We start from the raw sequence: 18,236 nt of genomic DNA on the forward strand, positions 1-18,236 counted from the left end.
ACGGTTTCCCTTGCCGATGTACTTCAGCTGGACGATTCGCAAGGAGCCGGTCGCCAACCGTCCAGGCGCAGCCGGTCACTTGGCGAATCCGTCGGGCGAGGCTACGTCAGGTGTGAATCGCGTACAGGAAATCGTCCTCGCTGGCGACGTAAACGGTCCCGTCCGCCACCACGGGTGTCGCATTTACCTCCCCGCCGGTCCGTAGCTGCCAGCGTTCCTCGCCGGTGGACGCGTCCACGGCCCAGAGCGACTGGTCCTCGCTGCCGATGTACACGGTTCCGTCCGCCACCGCCGCCGACGACTCATTTGCGGCTCCGGTCTCCTGCTTCCAGCGTTCTTCCCCGGTGGCCGCGTCCACGGCCCACAGGTACCAGCCGTTGCTGCCCATGTACACGGTCCCGTCGACGACGGCGGGCGTGGACCACGTCGGATCGCCGAAAGGCCGCTGCCACCGCTGTTCACCGCTGGCGGCGTCCAGCGCGATCAGGCCGTGGAAACAGCCGGCGTAGACGGTGCCGTCGGCCACCACCGGTGCGGTGTGGGGCGAGGCGTAGGTCTTCACCTGCCAGAGTCTGCTTCCCGTGGCGGCGTCCAGAGCCCAAAGCGAGTCACGGGGGTGAGAGACGTAGACCCGGCCGTCGGCCACCGCGGGGGACGTGAACTTCTCGTAGGAGCGTGGGTAGCGGGGCCTGAGCCGCCGCTTCCACCGCCGGCGGCCGGTGGCCGCGTCCACGGCCCAGATTCCGTCGCCGACGGCCAGGTACACCGTGCCGTCGGCCACCGTCGGCCTGGTACCTCCCGCATGGTCGGTCGCCCGTTTCCACCGCACCTGGCCGGTGCCCGTTTCCACCGCCCACAGGTGTTTGCCGTTGCGGATATACAGGGTGGCGTCGACGACCACCGGTGACGAGCGGAAGGAGAAGGCGGACGTCAGTCGCCACCGTTCCTGGCCGGAGGCGGCGTCCAACGCCAACAGGTCACGGCTGCTGGGCTGGTACACGACGCCGTCGGCGACGGCCACCGTGAAGAGCCCCGCGTCCGGGACCCGCACCCGCCAGCGCACGGTACCGGCGATCTGAGCAGGGCTGGACCGGCCAGGGGCGTTCGCCGGTGTCGGACGGGCGGATGCGGCGCGGTGGTCCTCGGCGGGTGCCTCACCCTGCCGGTGGGCCCGTACGGCGTAGAGGTGTTCATCGAGGCTGTCGACGTACACCGTGCCGCCGCTCACCAACGGCGTGGAGTGCACCGGCTCGGTGGTCGTGACCTTCCAGTGTGTCTCGCCGGTGGCCGCGTCCACCGCCCACAGACGCCCGTCGCGGCTGCCCGCGTACACCGTGCCGTCGGCGATCGCCGGCGTCGCGTGGATCTCACCGCGGGTCTTTACCCGCCACCTCTCCCGACCGGTCCCGGTGTCCACCGCGATCAGATACCAGCCGTCGACACCGACGACCGCGACACCCTCGTCCACCGCGGGACTCGCCCACACCGCTCCTCCGGGGGACAGCCGCCAGCGTTCCTGGCCCGTCGCCGCGTCCATCGCGACCAGGGCTTCGTAGTTGCCCACATACACGACGCCGTCGGCCACCGTAGGCGTCTGTCGAACGCCTCCGAAGGGGCGCACGTCCCATCGCCTGCTTCCGGTGGCCGTGTCCAGGGCCAGCAGGTGCCCTCCCACGGCCGCGTACAGGAACCCCTGGGACACTGCTGGGGATGGATTGTTGTGTGTGCTGTAGTCCGCCACCCTGACGTTCCACACCGGTTGGCCGGTGAGCCCGTCCACCGCCCACATCCTGCCGTCGTGCGCTACGGAGTACACGATGTGGTCGGCCACCGTCGGCTTCGACATCTTCGACCGGCGCGCTCTCCACTTCCACCGCACCTCGCCGGTCGCGGCGTCCACCGCCGTCAGACAGCCGACGGTGTCGGCGAAGTACACGACGCCGTCGCCGGCCACCGGCGATGTCCCGATTCCGGCGTCGACGTGCAGTGTCCAGCGCCGCTGTCCGGTGTCCGCGTCGACTGCCGCCAGACCGAAGAAGTCGTCCAGGAGGTAGACGGCGCCGTCGGCCATCGCGGGCGTGCGGTAGAGCACGCCCCCGCCCGGGACTCTCCACAGCGTTCTGTCGCTCACCTCGATATCGGTCATCGCTTCCCCTCCTTGCACAGCACCGTCCGCCTTCCGGCGTTCCCCTGACGCCGTGCGGGTGACCGCACGTGGAAGCCGACAATGCACCGGACTCTGACATGTCGCTTTTCAGGAGCGCAATCGTGAATTCACCTGACCCCAAACGCCGTTGGCCGCGCTCAGGCTCGTGGCTCTCGGGTCCCGGCAGCGGCCATGACCGGCGCGGACGGTGACTCCTGGCGCCGTGTCGTGGAACGGCGTCCTTGAGTTCGGAGCGGCTTGCCCACCGGCCGCCGGACGGACCGCGCGGGCGCGCGGCTGCGGGGTTCGGGCCACAGGTCGGCCTCTCGGGCACGTCGTGCGGGTTCTCGGCTCCTTCGCGTTGCTCCGCGCGACGAGTGGGACGGGGTTGTGCCGGACGCGTTCACTGTCCCGTGAGCGGGAGGCTGAGGACTCCGCGGTCATGTCCGACGATCAGTTCCGCGCCCGCGGTGGCCAGGCAGGTGAGCGACACGTCCAGGGCGATGTACCGCACCGCGCCGGTCTCCGGTTCCCACACTCGCAGCCGCTGACCGCGACGGGTGCCGGCGACCAGGACCGTGGGGCCCCCGTGCGGGGTGGCGGCGGTGATGAGCGGCGGGCCGGCGGTGCCGGCGGAGCTGGGCAGGCCATCGCCGACCGGGGCGCCGGTGGCCGGATCCCACAGCAGGACGACGCCGACGTCGTCCGCCGTGGCCAGCATGGTTCGCTCGGGTGCCAGGACGGCCTCCACGGCCGCCGCCCGGTGGCCGGTGTCGGCCAGCGCGCGTGCGTTCAGTTGCACGGCCGCGCCGCGCTCCCAGGGGTCGTCGACGGCTGGATCCCACACGTGAACGCGGCCCGCGGTGTCCGAGGCCGCGATCAGCGTATGGTCGGCGGAGATCGGGACGGCGGTGACCGACCGGATCGGACTCCCGTAGGGGTTGAGCCTCCCGACGCACTCACCACTGTCCGGTTCCCACATCCGGACGGCGCCCTTGGGGGTGGCGGTGACGAGCAGGGTGCGGCCTCCAGGGACGACGGCGGTGCACATCGCGGTCACCCCGCCGGGCCAGGCGCCGGAAGGTTCGCGAACCGGCTGCCCGGTGAGGGGGTTCCACACGGCGATCGTCCCGCTGTCGCCTCCACTTGCCAGCAGGACGCGGCCGTCGGGCAGGGGCAGGGTTGTCATCGAGCGGACGGCGTCGGGATGTGCTGGCAGCGGGTCGCGGACGAGTCGGCCGTGGGTCACGTCCCAAAGGCACACCACGCCCTTGTCCCCGCCGCCGGCCACGAGGGTCGGCAGACCGGGGCGGGAGACCACCGCCAAGGCGTCGACACCCTCGGACGAACCGGGCACGGAATCGGAGAACACCGCTATACGGCCCCAGGGTGTGCCGTCGGCCGCGACCACCGCGTTCTCTTCCCGCCGGAACCGGGTCGCCGCTGGGCCGGTTCGTCCGGCCGCCGTTGATTGCGCCTCGGCAGCCGACCCGTCGGAGTCCGTCCGCACCCGAGCTGGACGGTGTGGGGAGAGCGCACCGTCCGGGTGCTCCACCAGGCCGTCCGCGATCGTCCACGTCCGCTCGCAGTCCCAGCAGCGGAAGTGCCCGGTGAGCGACATCAGTCGGCGGGCCAGTTCCCCCGCGGCCCGCTGCGGGGTGCCCTTGACCGCGACCATCCCGGCGACCAGGCACAGGACGGCCTGTCCCGGTGTTTCGGGGGGCACCCCCCTCGCCGCGACGTCGCGCGCCACCCGCAGGAAGGGTTCCCAGCCGTCCCCCAGTGCCTCCTCCCGCAGTACCTCGGCGGCTTCGCCCCAGGGATGCCCTTCTTGCCGGACGTGGGCGGGGTCGGGCAGCGGTGGAGCCTCGAGGGGCGGACGCGCCGGGTCCGCGAAGAGGCCAGACATCTCCGTGTCGCTTCCGCACTCGGGACACGACAACAGGAGGCCGCTTTCCTGGAGATCCGGGAACTGCCACAGCGCCTCGCCCATGTGGTGGCCGGCCAAGGCCACGCAGGAGAGCGCGAGTTGGGCACAGACCTGGCCGGGAGTGCCAGCCGCGAGGAGGCTTCGGGTGGCCGCCCGCTCGGCCAGCCGCAGTGCGGCGCCGAAGCCCGCTTCGAGACCGGCCGGGACGGGGGGCCGGTAGTCGGCGGTCACCATGAATCCGAGGTCCACCCAGAAGTCCACGGTCCGTCCCGGAGGCAGGACCGCTGCCGCCTCGACGAGATGCGGCAGGGCCGCATAGGTCCCGTCGGCCACGACTCCGTCATCCATCAGACCGCCGGATAGGTCCTTCCAGGTCCGCCGCCACGCGTCGCCGCCCCCGGCGGCAGCCGCGGAGGCCAACTGCTCCAGGAGTACCTGCATCTCCTCGACCTTCACACCGTCAAAACCAGGCCAACGAGGGCTGTCCAAGGGCAGCTTCGGAATCATGGAACGAGTCTCGCAGGCGGCACTGACATCAGGACGCGGCCTTCACGCGGCCTGGTGTCCGGCAGCCTTTCGCTCAGCTCGTCATCCGATCGAGGCCCCTTGGCCCGAACCGAGTCCGCCGGCCCCGCGCGCGGCAGCCTTCGAAGCTCGTCGTGCACGGGTCGATCGGCCCTGGGCACCGGGCACCGGGCACCGGGCACCGGACACCGGGGAAACGGTGTGCCTGGGGTTCTGGTCGCATCGGCCGCGTCGGCGGGGGCGTGCGTGAAACCGCGTATGGTGCCGCGGGACGTTCCTTCGGCGTGTGTACGCGGACCTTCGGCGCCTGCGCTCGGACGGTTGACGAGGGTGACGTGGTTACCATGCCGGTCATGTCTGGTGAACCTCGAAACAGCGGTCCGGACCGTGAAGTTGCGGCGGCAGGTGTCCGGTTGACCGATCCTGGATGGCTGGTGCACGGGGACCCGGAGCTGATCCTCCCGGGCCTGGACGGCGCTGCCGGGCAGGAGGAGATGCTGGCGGCTGCTGTGTACCGGACGTCGGGGCATGTGCACCGCGACGCCGGTGCGGGCGTGCGGCGGCAGGCACTGGCGCTGGACGCCGCGCGGTACGGGAACCGAGAGCTGGCGAGAACCATCGCCCGGGTTGCGGTCCGCCAGGAGATGGATGACCCCTGGGTCGTGCAGTGGGCGACCGGCGGCGACCTGGACTCCCGGCTGCGGTACGCGTTGCCGGTGCCGGCCAGGGTGTGCGGGTTGGCGACCGTGGTCGTGGAGGGCCGTGGTCTGGCTGTCGCCGGTTGTGCGGACGGCGCGCTGCACGCGTGGGATCTGGCCACGGGCAGCCGAGTCGGCAAGGCCGTGTCCGCTCACGCCGGCGCCGTGGGTGCGCTGGCGACGGCTGTGCTGGACGGTCGTGCGGTTGCTGTCACCAGCAGCTCCGACCACACCGTTCGGGTATGGGACTTGGCGCGAGGAGAACTGGTCGGCACGTGCTCCGCCGGCGATGACTCCTGGGTGAAATCGCTGGCCGCGGGACTGGTCGAGGGCCGGCCGGTCGTCGTCGGCGCCTGCGTCGACGACGTGGTGAGAGTGTGGGACCTCGCCACCCTCTCCCAGCACAGCGAGCCGTTGACCATGCGCACCGGCTTTGTGTCCGCTCTGGCGACGGCGGTGCTCGACGGCCGTCCCGTCGCTGTCACCAGCCACTCCTCAGAACTCGCGGCGACGGACCTGATCACGGGGGAGGAAACCGTCCGAGTGTGGGACCTGATCACGGGACGGGAGTCCGGCGCCCCGGGCGACAGTCCCGACGAGCCTGCCGTGTTCGCGGACCAGGCGTACGAACGGACGGTGGAAGACGGCAGTGACAGCGACGGGGAGGCCGGGCACTGCGCCAGTCTGGACGTGAACGCCGCGGCGCACTTTCTGGTGACGGATCCGGCGTCCGAGTGCCCGATGGCCGTCAGCGCCAACGCCTACGAGGTGCACGTCTGGAACCTGGCCACCCGCGAGCAGGTCGGTGAACCCGTTGCTGCCATGTTCGTGGAAACGGCGGCCGTGACGGTGCTCCACGACCGCCCCGCCGTCCTCGCCGCATCCGCCGATGGGCCGGTCGAGGTGTGGGGCCTGCCCACCCTCCGGCAGTTGCGGCCTCCGCTGACGGGCCACGAGGGGGCTGTGCGTGGAGCGGCGACGGCGGTGGTGAACAGTCGCCACCTCGCGGTCACCGGTGGCGACGACAAATCGGTCCGGATCTGGGACCTCGACGGTGAAAGGGAGACGGGTAGCCGGCTCACTGGTCATGCCGGCTCCGTAACAGGGCTCACCACGGCCGTCGTGGACGGCAGTTGCGTCATCGTCACCGGCGGCTCGGACACGAGCGTGCGGATCTGGGACCTCGGCGGCAAGAGACAGCTCGGTGAGCCCCTACCCGGCCCTACCACTGCCGTGGATCTGTTGACGGCGGGGACGGTGGACGGACGGCCCACCCTCCTCACGCGCGGCAACCGGCACAAGACGGTGCGGATCTGGGACCTGACCACCCGGGAAGAGCTCCACGGACGGTCGACCAGCGAATACACCAGCCCCTTCATCGAGTTCTTCGCGGCAGTCGATGGCCGCTTCGTCGGTGTGACCGAGGAAGGCCGCGTCTGGGACCTGACCGCGAGCCGATGGATCGGAGTGCAGCCGCGGCGACGAGGCGCCCTGGCCCTGGAGACGCTCGAAGGCCGCAGCGTCATTCTCACCAGCCTCAAGGCGGAAGGAGTCCACCTCTGGGACCTGGCCACGGGCGAACTTCTGGCACCGCCTTTGACGGGGCACGCCAGTGCGGCGCGTGTGGGGGCGACCGGCACGCTGGACGGTCGCCCCGTCGTCGTCGCCGGCGGCGACCGAACCGTGTGGATGTGGGACGCAAGCACAGGGCAGCAGATCGGTTCGTACGCCTTTCCTTCCCGTATCAGGGGACTGACGGTGGCGCCCGACGGGCGGCTGGTGGTCGGTTTCGGCGCGGACATAGCGGTGCTGACCCATCGCGGCTGAGAAGCTGTTGTCTTTTCGATCTTGAGCGGTGTCCGTCGGAACGGGAGTTTCGATCGGATGATTGCGGCCGGTGCCGGGCATGGGAACAGGCCTCTTGGTGGCTCGGATGGTGCCTACGCCAACTCGGCTGCCAAAGAGGCCTGTTGTTGCCGTTGCACGCCACCGCGGGGACGGAGTCCACTTCGGTCAGTCTCTGGCTCACCGGTTCAAGAGCGCCGCCGACACCCCGACGCGTGAGCGGCGGTATCCGACGGACGTGACGGACGCGGAGTGGGCCCGGGTCCTGCCTCTGCTGCCGATCGGTCTCGACGGGCTGGCCGACACCGTCCTTGAGCCCGGAGAGGAGAGCCGACCCTCTCCCCCACCCTTCTCGGCCGTGCCCGCAGCTTGCGTCGGCGCCGCCCAGCCGTCGCGGGGCCGGTCAGGGTCTGAGGGCTTCGGCGAGAGTGGGATAGCAGGCGATGACCGTGTCGAGGCCGACGATTTCCATGACCCGCCGGACCGGCTCGGTCAGGGCCGCCATCCGGAGCAGGCCGTGGACCCCAGGCGGATCGGACAGTACGGTCTGGAGATCGTCACTGCCCTCACTCGGCACGTCATGACCAAGGCGACACCGGCCGGCAAACGCGACATCGCCACCGTCGCCCTCAACGAGGTATGACACCCTCGCGTTGGGCCCGGACCCACGGATGCGGCCGCCGCGCTTTGCATGGCGCGCCCAGCCGCCGTCTGCGAACGACCACGTCCTCGATGGCGTCGAGTAACACCATGTCGTGCGGTCGGTGCCGCCCTTCCTGATCGCCCGGCGCGGAGCTGGACCGGCAGCTCGCACGCGTGCACTGACCCGGTCTCGATCCCCATGGCCCTCCTGCTCACCGTCGTCCCGCGCACCTCTTTACGCCACCTGCCGGGGATCATGCGTAGGGGCAGCGTCAGACGTGACCACCCGGACCGGCTGTTCGAACCGGTGGCCTGACAGAGCGGTCGAATTCAGGACTGGCGACCCTACTCCAGCCGTGGTCCCGTTACCCCCTACTGGCCTTGTTCTTGGCGTGAGGCTCGTCCGCTGTCACGGCCACTCATGTCCCGCCGGGAAAGGCGGTCGCCCCGTATTCCATTTCCAAAGCGCGACGCTTTGGAATTGGCTTTGCGCGGCGTAACGCTCTTGAGGGAGTAGGTGAAATCCACAGGAGTGGAGGTCGATCCGCGGGGCACACGGTGGCCCGGAGGTTGATACCTATGGTTCTTCTTCTGGTTCTTCTGCTCGCCTTGATCCTCTTCGGTGCCGGTTTCGCGCTGAAGGCTCTGTGGTGGGCCGCCGTCATCGTGCTGATCGTGTGGGCCCTCGGCTTCGTCATCCGTCCCGGGACACGCAGCGGCAATCGAGGTCGTTGGTATCGCTGGTAGGCGCCCTGCGCTTTGTCGGCCCGAAGGGCACCGCGGCGCCGGGAACCCCCGGTACCCGGTACAGCACTTCCAGCCATCCGGACATTTGAACGGGTCAGAATGTGTCGGACTCCAATGCCTGGGAACCCGACTCCGCGAGGAAACGTCATCGAATTCGGTGACACCTCGACAGATACCGTAGTTCAGCTGCGGATTCAACGAATTTCGATGAGGGAGCCTTTCGTATGAGTGACAGCATCTGGGGCTACCAGCCGACCACCGGCTACATCGCGGGCACCGACCTGATCGGATACAAGGTCGAGGCCACCGACGGCAGCATCGGGAAGGTCGACAAGCACTCGGACGAGGTCGACTCCTCCTACCTCGTCGTCGACACCGGCGTATGGATCTTCGGGAAGCACGTCCTGCTTCCGGCCGGCACCGTGCAGTCGGTCGACCAGCAGGAGGAGAAGATCTACGTCTCCCTCACCAAGGACCAGATCAAGCACTCCCCCGAGTTCGTCCAGGACAAGCACCTCGGCGACGCCGATTATCACGAGCACGTCGGCGGCTACTACACCGGCTTGCGCACGATCTGACCTGACAGCACCGGCACGAGGGCGGGTGGCGAACAGACGTCCTCTGTTCGCCACCCGCCCTCGTGCTGCCTGCGGACGACTGGTCTGCCCGGCCGGCACTTGCTGGTCGGCCGGCTCCGGGCATCGGGGACCGGGGCGGATGAAGGCGGGCAGCGAAGACGACGTCCTCGTCGAGGTCCTCTACGAAGGCATCCACCAAGCGGGTGCACAACGCCTCCGGCTCCCCGGGTCCCTCTCCGACCAGCCGGCCGGGGGCGCGGGCGGCGCCGTGCGAGGCCGCCCGCGCCGGGGCCGGGACCTGCTTACGGGCGAGACGAGCTGGACAGCAGCATGACCAGGACGTTGCGGACGTTCTGGATGGTGCGGAAGCGGCGGTTGCCCAGGACCAGCTCGGCAGGGTTCTCGTGGTTCGCGAGCCGGCGGGTGAAGGCGGTCAGACTGCTCCAGTTGTTCTCCAGTATCAGGTCGTCGCCGGACTGGCTGGCGCCGCCTTCTCCCGGTATCGCGTTCAGGACGTCCTGGTACACGGGCTGGAAGCGGGCCCCCTCGGATGTCGCGGCGACGAGGGTGAGAGCGGCGGTGGCGACCTGCTGGTTGTTGACGTTCCCCGACTCGTTCGCGAAGTTGTACAGGTTCTCCAGCGACTCACTGAGAGCGCGACGGCTGAAGCTGATCTGGGCGCGCGTACGGGACGAGTTGGCTTCGAGGTGCCCGTGTTCCGTTCCGTACCTGCCGTTGAACGGCAGGGTGCGCGCGTTGCGGTCCATCTCATGACCCAGGTCGAAGTCGTTGAACTGCACCACGTCTCCCTGACCCACCGAGAAGCCGCGCAGGTAGAGGTTGTCGGTGGTGTAGTGGAGGCTGACCCGGCGATTTCCGGGAAGCAGCACGGTCATCGTCGCGATGTCGGCCTGATCGCTCGTCACCTGGAACGACGTGTCGGCCGCGTACGCGTGACCGGCGGACTGGCGCAGCCGGCTGATGGCCTGGCCGTAGGTGTTGCGGATCACCGAGGCATCGCTGCTCTGGAAGTCCCAGAAGACGGGGTTCAGGACGACCTGGGGTCGTACTGCCACGGCCGTCGCCGCCGTGTGCGGGTGGGCGTCGGCGGCCTGTGCGGCGGGGGCGGCGCCGGTGAGCAGGGCGGCGGCGAGCAGGAGGGCGGGTATTTCCTTGCGCATGGTGCTCCTTATGAGGGTCGGGTGTGCGCCGAGCCGGTCGTACGACGGTCAGCGGGCAGGTCAGGCGGTCCTGCGGACCGTGAAGGTGACCCGCGCGTTGTCGCCGCCGCCGCCCACCTGGTCGCACGCGAACCCGGCGGAGACGTTGCAGCTGTAGCTGTTGTGGCCGCTGAACGGGTTGTCCCAGCCGACCGAGACGGTGCCGCCGCCCGACATCGTGTAAGTGGCCTGGCCCTCCGTGCCGGTCATGAAGCCGTCGGACTCGCTCTGCCAGGTGCCGCTGTCGCTGGGGTTGATGAGCGACGGCGGCAGCGCGTTCTCGCTCCAGATGCCGTGTGACAGGCTCGCCCCGGTGCGCACGAACGAACGGCCCGAGTAGTTCGTGAGGTAGACCCTGGTGCTCCGCGCCGCACTGGCGGTGCGGACCACGCCGGCGGTGCGGGCCGTCAGCCGCGCCGGACCGCCGGTGAGCGTCATGTACACGGTGGCGTTGTCGCCGCCGCCGTCGCTGATCGCGCAGTTGTACCCGGCCGGGGCGTCGCACCCGTAACTGTTGTGGCCCGAGTAGGGGTTGTCCCAGTGGAGGTAGACCACCTGGTCGGTGCCCGCGATCTTGAAGTTGGTGTATCCCTCGGTGCCCGTGAGCATCCCGCAGGAGTGACTGCCCCAGCGGGGGCTGGTGTGCTTGGCCACGTAATCGGGCGGGAGGCTGTCGTTGTCCCAACAGCCGTGCGAGAGGTTGGAGTAGGTGCGGATCAGTTGCTGGTCGGTGTTGTTGCTGAAGGCCACGGCCACGCTGCGGGCGGAGGAGGCGCTCACGGAGGCGGACGCAGGGGCGCCGGTGGCGGGTGCCGCCTGCGCGGCCGGGGCGAGACCCGCGGCGGCACCGGCGAACGCGGCCACGGACATGGCCACGGCCCGCCAGCGGGCGGGGCGGCGTGCGGAGCGTGCGGAACGTATGGAACGTGCGGACATCGTGCACATGCCTTCCGGGAAAGGGAAAAGGGCGGAGGGGAGAGGGGGCCGGCCCGGCTGCAAGGCCGTTCCGGCCGGGCGACTGATCAGCTCACGTAGAACAGGTCGAACGCGCCGCCTCCGTTGTCCACACACTCGAAGCGGCTGAACAGCCCCATGCCGACGCTCAGCGAACCGGCCGTGCGGCACGCGACGTACGTGTCGTAGTGACCGCCCGGGATTCGGTAGTCGGCCGCCTGCGCCGACTGGGCGCCAGCGCCACCGAGCAGGAGTGCCGCCAGGACCAGGGATCCGGCAGCGGTCTTTCGCATGCGCATAGCAAGTCCACCGTTGTGTGTGTGCCGCGAGCGGCTGTTCGTCAGAGACGGGACGAGCCTGTCGCCACCCGCCCACGTTTCGCCCACGTCTCACCGACGTACCGCTGACGCCCCGCTCACGCCCGCCGTAGGCCCTCCTCGGCTCGCGCGGCCAACGCGGCGCGGCGCTCGGCGTACTCCTGCGCGCCCGTGATCCGCGAGAGCAGTTCCAGCGCGTGCCCGGCCGACTCGTGCAGGCCGTGCACCTCCGCCCGCCCGGCGGACTCCTCCAGTTCCGCCAGGGCCTCGGCGGTGCGGCCGAGCTGCCACAGGGCCTGCCCGCACTGGAGGCGCAGCAACACCCATCCGGCGACCTCCTCCTCCGCGCGGGTCAGCGTGAGCGCCTGCCGGACGCGGGCCAGCGCCTGTTCGGGCCGGCCGCCGTCGAGGGCCATCCGGGCGAGATGCTGAAGGGCCAGGCGCCGGCTGGGCAGATGGCCGCAGCGGACCGCCAGCGCCAGTCCGCGCAGACACTCGGCCTGGGCCCGCCGGACCTCACCGGCCCGGGCGTACGCCATGCCGAGGTTGATCCGGGCCGTGGCCTCGGAGACCGGGTCCACGGCCATCGGGGGGGCCGCCTCCAGGTGTCGCAGGGCCTCGGGCAACCGGTCCTGCTCGATCAGGAGCCAGCCGAGCAGCGCCCGGACCCGCGACTCGCCGTCGCCGCCGGCCGCGTACGGGTCACGCTGAGCGGAGTCGAGCGCGTCGGCCAGCAGGGGGCACCACTCGTCGCGCGGACGCAGGATCATCAGCGGCCACTGAAGGATGCCCAGCCGCCACGCCTGCGCGTGCAGTCCCCCGGCACGGGCGGCTGCGACCGTCCGGGCGAGCAGTTCCCGCTGCTCGGCATACCAGCGCAGAGCCTGGGGACGGGAGGTGAACTCCGGGCGGGTGAACGGCAGCCAGGTCTCCGGCGGCAGCGCGCAGCACACCTGCGACGAGGGCTCGGCGGCCTCGGTGGCGGCCAGGCAGGTGCGCAGCAGCAGGTCCACCAGCCGCCGCAGCGCGCCCTCCGCGCCCGGCCCGGCCACGGCGTCCTCCGACCGCGGGCCGGTGGTGCGGGCGTAGAGGCGGATCAGGTCGTGCAGGGACCAGTGACCGTCGCGTTCCTCCACCACGAGGTGGGCTCCGGCCAGGGTGTCGAGCGCGCCCAGGGCGGCATCCTCGGTGGTCCCGGCCAGGGCCGCCGCCGCGTGGACGTCGATGCGTCCGCCCGGGTGCGACGCCAGCGCGTACAGCATCCGGCGGTCCTGGGGCGCGACGTGCCGCAGCGAGGCGCCGAGGGCGGCGCGCGGTCCCCGGTCGTCCACGGACAGCAGGGCCAGTCTGCGGTTGCCGTCCAGGAGTTGTGCGGCCATCCCTTCGAGGGAAGTGTCCGGCTGGTAGGCCAGCCGGGCCGCCACCACCCGCAGGGCCAGCGGCAGTCCTCCGCACAGTCCGGCCAAGTGCCGTGCGGCGGCGGGCTCGGCGGCGACCCGTCGCGCTCCGAGTAAGGAGACCAGCAGCGCCGCGGAGTCACCGTCGTCCAGGATGTTGACCGGTACGGGCCGGGCCGCCTCGGAGACGATCAGACCCCCCAGCCGGTCCCGTGAGGTGACCAGGGTGACGCAGCGGGCTCCGCCGGGCAGCAGGGGGCGCACGTGCGCCGAGGAGCCCGCGTCGTCGAGCACCACCAGGACGCGCCGGTCCGCGGTCAGCTCCCGGTAGAGCGCACCCGCACCCTCCGCCGAGTCCGGGATGTCTTCCGGGGCCACTCCGAGCCGCCGCAGGAACCCGTGGAGCACGAGTTCCCCGTCCGCCGGGCCGGATGCCCCGAAGCCGCCCAGATCCGCGAAGAGCAGGCCGTCGGGGAACCGGCCGGCGTTGTGGTGGGCCCAGTGCACGGCCAGTGCAGTCTTGCCGACGCCCGCGGGGCCCGTGACCAGGCAGACGGGCGCGTCCTCCACGGTCAGCGCGTCCAGCCGGGCCAGCTGAGCCGCGCGCCCGGTGAAGCCTCCCGGGGAGCGCGGCAGTGAGCCCCGCCCGCCGAAGGCACCGGTACGCGGCGCCGCGGGCGCGCAGGACGGCGGCGCGGCCGGGGACGGCAGCCGGGTCGGAGTCACCGGCCCCGACGATGACGGCGAGTCGACCGACGACGGTGGCTCGGCCGGAGTCACCGGCCCGGATGGCGACGGCGAGTCGGCCGGCCACGGCGGCTCGGCCGGCGACGACAACGCGCCCGGGGAAGACTGCCCGGCCGGGGACGACTGTCCGGCCGGGCACGACGACGTATCCGGTGACGGCGGTCGGGCCGGGGACGGTCGTGTGTGGCGAGGTGCCAGCGGTTCGTCGCGCAGTACCTCTTCGAAGGCCTGGGTGAGCCGCGGCCCGGGACACACGCCCAGCTCGTCGGCGAGGAGCCGCCGCGTTTGGTGGAAGCGTTCCACGGCCTGCGCCCGCCGGCCCGAGCGGTGGAGTGCCAGGATCAGGGCGGCCGCCAGCGACTCACGCAGCGGATAGGCGCCGATCTCGGCGTCCAGCTCGGCGGCCGCTCGCTCGTGCTGCCCCAGCGTGCCGTAGGCGTCGGCCAGTTGCTCCACCGCGCCGACCCGCTCCTCCTCCAGGGCGCGGGCCGCGTCCAGCAGCAGGGGGCCGGCGGTGGTGCCGGTGAGGGCGGGGCCCTGCCACAGCGCCAATGCCCGGTGCAGCAGCAGCACCGCCTCGGCGGCGTCCGGCTGGGACCGGGCCTGCCGTACCAGTTCCTTGAACCGCGCACTGTCCACCCGGCCTGCTGGCGTGCGCAGTTCATAAGCACCTGTGTGGGTGACGAGGTCCACGCCGTGCCCGGCGCCGCCCGAGCCTTCGATGAGGCTGCGCAGGTGGGAGACGTGGCCCTGGACGACCGAGCGCGCCCGAACCGGCGGCTCCCCCTCCCACAGCGCCTTGCCCAGGGCTGACACGGGCACGGGCCGGTTCGGCCGCAGTAGCAGGGTGGCCAGCAGACTGCACCGCTTGGGCGGGCCGAGTGTGAGGTGGCCCGATTCCGTGACGATCCCCACCGTCCCCAACAGCCTGAACTCCATCGTGCCTCCTCCGCGCTTCGTTGTAATGCGAAGAGGGAAGCGGAACGACACTCGGTTGTCGGAGAACGGGAACGCGCCATTTCGGGACCGGAAACGGCAGATGAGGGCCATATGTGAGTGGGAGTTGGGTGGGCATGGACGACATCATCACGGCGACCGGGCGATGGCTCGCGCGGCCTGCCGGACCTGTACATGTCGGCGGCCTGCCCGCGTGAATCCAGCTCTCGCGGGACACGCGAGCGAGCCCGGACCTACCGGTTGTGACTGAGGCTTCAGTTGGCCACTTGAGCGCCGCAGTCGGCCGCCACATGATCGCGCTCAGGCTCGGGGCAGGCAGGCCATGTCCTGGCTCCGACGGGGGTGCTCATGGTGCGTCAACTCTCTTGGGCTACTCCGCCCCACTCGTTCGACAAGACAGTGCACCGGATCGTGCGGCGGGCACGCCGCCGGCTGGTCAGTCCGCCGCTTGCTGGAGGCCGTCGAGGATGAGGTCCAGGCCGAACTCGAACTCGTCGCCGTAGGCGTACCCGGGACGCATGACGTGGGCGGTCGCGATCTCGTTCAGGTACGGGTACTCGCCGTCGCCGAAACCGCTCATGGTGACTCCTCCCCGCCCTGAAGAACGGGGCTTGTCGCTATGCCGTGTTGGCGTGGCGATGGACCAGCCCGGCCCGTAAGACGTTGGTGGCTGCGACGGTGTCGGCGTGCGCGTGGTGGCCGCAGGCGACGCAGTGGAATTTTTCCTGGCTGGGCCGGTTCTGCTTCGCGATGTGCCCACAGTGGGGGCAGGTGCGGGAGGTGTTGCGGGGGTCCACGGCGATCACTTCCCGTCCGGCACTCTCAGCCTTGGCGTGCAGGATCGTCAAGAACACCCCCCATCCGGCATCGTTGATCGACTTGTTGAGCCCGGCCTTGGTGGCGGCCCCGTTGGGCAGGAAGCTGCCCGGCCGGCCGGGGTCGGGTTTCGGTGCGGGGGCCTTGCTCATGTTGCGGATCTTTAGGTCTTCGTGCGCGATGAAGTCGTATGTGCGCACCAGGTCGAGCGCGGTCTTGTGTGCGTGGTCCAGCCGTTGGCGGCGGACCTTGCCATGCTGCCGAGCGACCTTCTCCACCGCACGTTGGTGGTTGGCGGTGCGGTCCTTGGCCTTGCAGCGCGGGAACCGGGACAGGGCCTGCTGCGCGGCCTGGAGTTTGGCGGCGGCCCGGCGGCCGTGGCGCGGGTTGGGCACGAAGGCGCCGCCCGAGTCGGCGAGGAAGTTCGCGATGCCCAGGTCGATCCCGACCGTGCTGCCGGTCGATGCCAGTGGCTGTGGCTGTTCCTGTTCGACGGTGAGCACGACGAACCACCTGCGGCCCTCGCGCTTGACGGAGACGGTCTTGACCCTGCCTCTCACGGCGCGGTGCTGATTGGCCTTCACGTGCCCGATGCCCTGGAAGCGGACGCGGGTGACCGCCTCGTGCGGGGTGGAGTCCCAGCGGCAGCCGTCCCCGTCCTTCGGGAAATCCACCGTGTCGAACCGGTTCACCCCACGAAAGCGCGGGTAGCCCGGGGTGTCGCCGGACTTGATCCGTCGGAAGAACGCGGCGAACGCCCTGTCCAGACGGCGCAAAGTGGCCTGCTGTGAGGAGAACGACCAGCGGCCCTGACGCTCCGGGTCGAACGCCCGGACCTCCTTGAGCTGCGCGGACTGCATCCCGTACCTGACGCTGGTCTTCGAGACGTGCCGCCAGGCGTCGCGGCGCTCTTGCAGGGCCCCGTTGTAGAGGGAGCAGTGATCCCGCAGCATCTCCGTCAGCGCCTGGGCCTGACGGACGGTGGGCCGCAGGAGGAATTTGTACGCACGGATCATCCAGCCCACCCCCTCCAGCCGATTTCACTCGATCCTAACTACCCTTGGCCCATGTGATCACGCTGGGAACCAGATCCGGACAACAGGCGGGAAATCATGTTGTCCACCACGTCCACGCACACTTGGTGTTTGTCACGAAGTCCCGGCGAGAGGTCTTCAACGGCGAGATGCTGACGCGCTGCGAGGCGATCATGCGGGACGTGTGCGAGAGCTTCGGCGCGGAGCTGCGGGAGTTCAACGGTGAAGGCGATCACGTCCACCTGCTCGTGCACTACCCGCCGAAAATCGCCCTGTCCAAGCTCGTCAACTCTCTCAAGGGCGTCAGCTCCCGATATCTGCGCGCAGTACACCGGCCGAATCAACCAGATCGGGACCGGCTCGGTGTTCTGGTCCCCGTCGTATTTCGCGGGGTCCTGCGGCGGCGCACCGCCGAGCATCGTCAAGGACTACATCGAGAACCAGAAACGGCCGGCCTGACCCTCACCCCGAAGACGCAGAGAACTTCGGCGCTTCGCGCCTCCGGGCCGAGGATCGCATTCCCGCCCGGCCTGAAGGCCGCGATTCCCTGCGAAGAACAAAGGATGGCGGCTGTCGTGCAGGAGCACTACGGCGCCGAGCCGGAAGCCGTACTGCGCACGGCGCGGCTCCCCCGGCCCGGCATCGGGCCGGGCGAGGTACTGGTGCGGGTGCACGCCTCCAGCGTGGACCGGGGCACCTGGCACTTGATGGCCGGCCTGCCCTACGCGGTCCGGGCCGTGAGCGGGCTGCGCGGTCCGAAACTCCCCAACCCCGGCCGCAACATCGCCGGTGTCGTCGAGGCGGTCGGCCCCGACGTGACCGGGTTCGCGCCCGGAGACGCGGTCTACGGCACGGCAGCGGCCGCGTTCGCCGAATACGCCGCCGCCCGTCCCGACAGGATCGCCCCCAAGCCGGCCGGACTCACCTTCGAGGAGGCGGCGACGGTACCCGTCAGCGCGCTCACCGCACTCCAGGCGGTCCGCGACAAGGGCAAGGTCCAGGAGGGCCAGCAGGTCCTGATCACGGGAGCCGCCGGCGGCGTGGGCACCTACGCCGTCCAACTCGCCCACTCCTTCGGTGCCCACGTCACGGCCGTCGCGAGCATGCCCAAGCTCGACGCCGTACGAGCGCTGGGCGCCGACGACGTGATCGACTACACCCGCGAGGACTTCCTCGCCGGCCCGCGACGATACGACGCCATCATCGACATCGCAGGCAACCGAGGTCTACGGGATCTGCGCCGCGCCCTCACGCCCCGCGGCAGGCTGGTCATCACCGGTGGCGAGACGAACGGGCGCTGGCTCGGCGGCACCGACCGGCAGCTCCGCGCACAGATGCTGTCCCCGTTCACCCGCCGGCACCTGGGCACCTTCATCGCCTCCGAACACGCCGACGGACTGCGCGACCTCACCGGTCTCATCGAAGCGGGTGCGCTCAGCCCTGTCATGGACCGCATCTACCCGCTCGCCGAGACCGCTACAGCCGTCCGGCACCTTCTCGACGGCCGCGTCACGGGCAAGCTGGCACTCACCCTGCCCGCCGAGTGACACCGCAGGCCGACGCCGACACATGCCGTCGACCAGCAACTCCCGGACGCTGCCACGTCTGGCGACCGACTACGCCGCATAACCAACAGCGGCAAGGCGACCCCAAGCGGCCACTGGGCACAGAGCGGCCAGCCGA

The 18,236-nt window shown here is 70.5% G+C and carries 13 protein-coding genes and 1 pseudogene; 6 read left to right on the forward strand and 8 right to left on the reverse strand.

From position 1 onward, the window contains the following. Positions 1 to 106: 106 nt before the first annotated feature. Positions 107 to 2,146, reverse strand: a complete 2,040-nt coding sequence (locus ABZV42_RS03000; RefSeq protein ID WP_355982610.1) for a PQQ-binding-like beta-propeller repeat protein — start codon at positions 2,144 to 2,146, stop codon at positions 107 to 109. A 403-nt stretch (positions 2,147 to 2,549) separates the two neighbouring features. Continuing rightward, positions 2,550 to 4,517: a hypothetical protein gene (locus ABZV42_RS03005; protein ID WP_355982608.1), complete on the reverse strand. Its 1,968-nt coding sequence runs from the start codon at positions 4,515 to 4,517 to the stop codon at positions 2,550 to 2,552. 497 nt (positions 4,518 to 5,014) lie between these two features. Here ABZV42_RS03005 and ABZV42_RS03010 point away from each other — a divergent pair, with 497 nt between their 5' ends. The 4 genes from ABZV42_RS03010 (at position 5,015) to ABZV42_RS03025 (ending at position 9,111) form a co-directional block, all read left to right on the forward strand. Beyond that, complete coding sequence (locus ABZV42_RS03010) at positions 5,015 to 7,126, forward strand: hypothetical protein (RefSeq protein ID WP_355982606.1); 2,112 nt, start codon at positions 5,015 to 5,017, stop codon at positions 7,124 to 7,126. A 256-nt stretch (positions 7,127 to 7,382) separates the two neighbouring features. Then, entirely contained in the window at positions 7,383 to 7,787 is a 405-nt protein-coding gene (locus ABZV42_RS03015) for a hypothetical protein (RefSeq protein WP_355982604.1), read from the forward strand. A gap of 569 nt (positions 7,788 to 8,356) precedes the next feature. Next, on the forward strand, positions 8,357 to 8,533 hold the full coding sequence (locus tag ABZV42_RS03020) for a hydrophobic protein (RefSeq protein WP_355982602.1): 177 nt from the start codon (positions 8,357 to 8,359) through the stop codon (positions 8,531 to 8,533). Between the two features lie 224 nt (positions 8,534 to 8,757). Further along, positions 8,758 to 9,111 carry a PRC-barrel domain-containing protein gene (locus tag ABZV42_RS03025; RefSeq protein WP_355982600.1) on the forward strand — a complete coding sequence of 118 codons (354 nt, stop codon included), beginning with the start codon at positions 8,758 to 8,760 and terminating at the stop codon, positions 9,109 to 9,111. 302 nt (positions 9,112 to 9,413) lie between these two features. Here the strand turns inward: ABZV42_RS03025 and ABZV42_RS03030 are convergent, their stop codons facing one another. The 6 genes from ABZV42_RS03030 to ABZV42_RS03055 all read right to left on the reverse strand — a co-directional run bounded on the left by ABZV42_RS03030 (position 9,414) and on the right by ABZV42_RS03055 (position 16,535). Then, a complete protein-coding gene (locus ABZV42_RS03030) occupies positions 9,414 to 10,292 on the reverse strand; it encodes a ribosome-inactivating family protein (RefSeq protein WP_355982598.1) in 879 nt (292 codons plus the stop codon). A gap of 60 nt (positions 10,293 to 10,352) precedes the next feature. Further along, positions 10,353 to 11,267 carry an aegerolysin family protein gene (locus ABZV42_RS03035; RefSeq protein ID WP_355982596.1) on the reverse strand — a complete coding sequence of 305 codons (915 nt, stop codon included), beginning with the start codon at positions 11,265 to 11,267 and terminating at the stop codon, positions 10,353 to 10,355. 86 nt (positions 11,268 to 11,353) lie between these two features. Further along, positions 11,354 to 11,578, reverse strand: coding sequence for a hypothetical protein (locus ABZV42_RS03040; protein WP_355982594.1), 225 nt, complete (start codon positions 11,576 to 11,578; stop codon positions 11,354 to 11,356). Between the two features lie 122 nt (positions 11,579 to 11,700). Beyond that, on the reverse strand, positions 11,701 to 14,685 hold the full coding sequence (locus ABZV42_RS03045; RefSeq protein WP_356050715.1) for a BTAD domain-containing putative transcriptional regulator: 2,985 nt from the start codon (positions 14,683 to 14,685) through the stop codon (positions 11,701 to 11,703). A 454-nt stretch (positions 14,686 to 15,139) separates the two neighbouring features. Further along, complete coding sequence (locus ABZV42_RS03050) at positions 15,140 to 15,283, reverse strand: hypothetical protein (protein ID WP_356050716.1); 144 nt, start codon at positions 15,281 to 15,283, stop codon at positions 15,140 to 15,142. A 37-nt stretch (positions 15,284 to 15,320) separates the two neighbouring features. Beyond that, the gene (locus ABZV42_RS03055; RefSeq protein WP_356050717.1) at positions 15,321 to 16,535 is read right to left on the reverse strand and encodes a transposase; all 1,215 of its coding nucleotides are present in this window, start codon (positions 16,533 to 16,535) and stop codon (positions 15,321 to 15,323) included. Positions 16,536 to 16,588: 53 nt separating this feature from the next. Between ABZV42_RS03055 and tnpA the strand changes: the two are divergent. After that, positions 16,589 to 17,012 (forward strand): annotated as a pseudogene (gene tnpA, locus ABZV42_RS03060) (IS200/IS605 family transposase). A gap of 104 nt (positions 17,013 to 17,116) precedes the next feature. Beyond that, positions 17,117 to 18,100, forward strand: coding sequence for an NAD(P)-dependent alcohol dehydrogenase (locus ABZV42_RS03065; protein ID WP_356050718.1), 984 nt, complete (start codon positions 17,117 to 17,119; stop codon positions 18,098 to 18,100). Positions 18,101 to 18,236: the final 136 nt, after the last annotated feature.

This window comes from Streptomyces sp. NPDC005281, from assembly GCF_040607495.1.
Classification (GTDB): Bacteria; Actinomycetota; Actinomycetes; order Streptomycetales; family Streptomycetaceae; genus Streptomyces.

Coding starts and splice junctions, on each gene's coding strand:
- ABZV42_RS03030 (WP_355982598.1), bottom strand. CDS start 10,292: ATGCGCAAGGAAATACCCGCCCTCCTGCTCGCCGCCGCCCTGCTCACC.
- ABZV42_RS03005 (WP_355982608.1), bottom strand. CDS start 4,517: ATGCAGGTACTCCTGGAGCAGTTGGCCTCCGCGGCTGCCGCCGGGGGC.
- ABZV42_RS03035 (WP_355982596.1), bottom strand. CDS start 11,267: ATGTCCGCACGTTCCATACGTTCCGCACGCTCCGCACGCCGCCCCGCC.
- ABZV42_RS03045 (WP_356050715.1), bottom strand. CDS start 14,685: ATGGAGTTCAGGCTGTTGGGGACGGTGGGGATCGTCACGGAATCGGGC.
- ABZV42_RS03050 (WP_356050716.1), bottom strand. CDS start 15,283: ATGAGCGGTTTCGGCGACGGCGAGTACCCGTACCTGAACGAGATCGCG.
- ABZV42_RS03065 (WP_356050718.1), top strand. CDS start 17,117: ATGGCGGCTGTCGTGCAGGAGCACTACGGCGCCGAGCCGGAAGCCGTA.
- ABZV42_RS03040 (WP_355982594.1), bottom strand. CDS start 11,578: ATGCGAAAGACCGCTGCCGGATCCCTGGTCCTGGCGGCACTCCTGCTC.
- ABZV42_RS03000 (WP_355982610.1), bottom strand. CDS start 2,146: ATGACCGATATCGAGGTGAGCGACAGAACGCTGTGGAGAGTCCCGGGC.
- ABZV42_RS03055 (WP_356050717.1), bottom strand. CDS start 16,535: ATGATCCGTGCGTACAAATTCCTCCTGCGGCCCACCGTCCGTCAGGCC.
- ABZV42_RS03025 (WP_355982600.1), top strand. CDS start 8,758: ATGAGTGACAGCATCTGGGGCTACCAGCCGACCACCGGCTACATCGCG.